Annotated in this window: 1 protein-coding gene and 1 pseudogene; both read right to left on the minus strand. The window is 62.6% G+C overall.

Going from position 1 to position 878, the window contains the following annotated elements:
* A partial coding sequence (locus IVA78_RS12280; protein WP_247448680.1) for a glycosyltransferase family 2 protein occupies positions 1-609 on the minus strand: 609 nt, incomplete at its 3' end.
* A 14-nt stretch (positions 610-623) separates the two neighbouring features.
* A pseudogene (locus tag IVA78_RS12285) lies at positions 624-878 on the minus strand (chitooligosaccharide deacetylase NodB); the annotation flags it as partial.

The raw sequence follows: 878 nt of genomic DNA on the forward strand, positions 1-878 counted from the left end.
GGCACCAAAGCGCGTCTGCGCCGCGCGCTCCTCGTTGCAAGCCAACCAGTACTCCATGTCGATCAATCGGGTCAGCCAGCTGTCGTTCCGGTTGCTGGCCGTCAATTGCCCCATGGCCGCGCCGACGGCTGGATCCTGCATCTTGCGTACGAGTTTGCTGACCACGTCGCTGGCGATTTCCGTGTCGGAATCGACGTTGAGCACGAGATCGCCGAACGACCGGCGTATCGCTGCGATCTGCGCCTTACGCTTTCCAACGTTGCTTGGCAGCAGAATGACGTTGAACCTCGGGTCATATGCGTAGCTCCCATGGACCGGGGCCACTGCAGCGACATTTGCAGAGCCGTCATCGACCACATAGACCTGCAATCGCCCTGGGTAGTCCTGGCTTGCGAGAGACTTCAGGCAGGCGGCCAGCGTGCGGGGGTCCTCGTTGAAGCAGGGCACGATGACATCCACGCTGGGCAGAGCATCGGTGTCGACCGGGTCGTACGGCGGCAGTGAGGCGTCGGTTCGCAGCGCATAAAGCGCCTGCGCGCTCTTATGAACGCTGGAGAGCAACGCGTAGGAGGCAACAGCAACGGTGCTGATGGTGGCAAGCAGGCTCATGGGAATTGATCTATTCAGTGAGTTTGAGGAAGCGACCGGATTGCAAATCCACGGTCATGCAGTGCTGGAATGAGCTGGGCGAGCGCCGTCACAGTCTGGTCGCGCCGACCAGAGTGAGGGCAGCGTTCCAACTCGTCGCGAGGGCACCCGTCGTGCAGGAGCACGATGGCCCCCGGCCGGACCGAGGCCAGCACCGCGGCAACAATCGCCTCGGCGCCAGGACGAGACCAGTCTTGCGGGTCGACTGACCAGTGCAGGGCTGCCAGTTC

Origin of the sequence: Bradyrhizobium sp. 137, from assembly GCF_023074095.1 — a bacterium.
Lineage (GTDB): Bacteria > Pseudomonadota > Alphaproteobacteria > Rhizobiales > Xanthobacteraceae > Bradyrhizobium.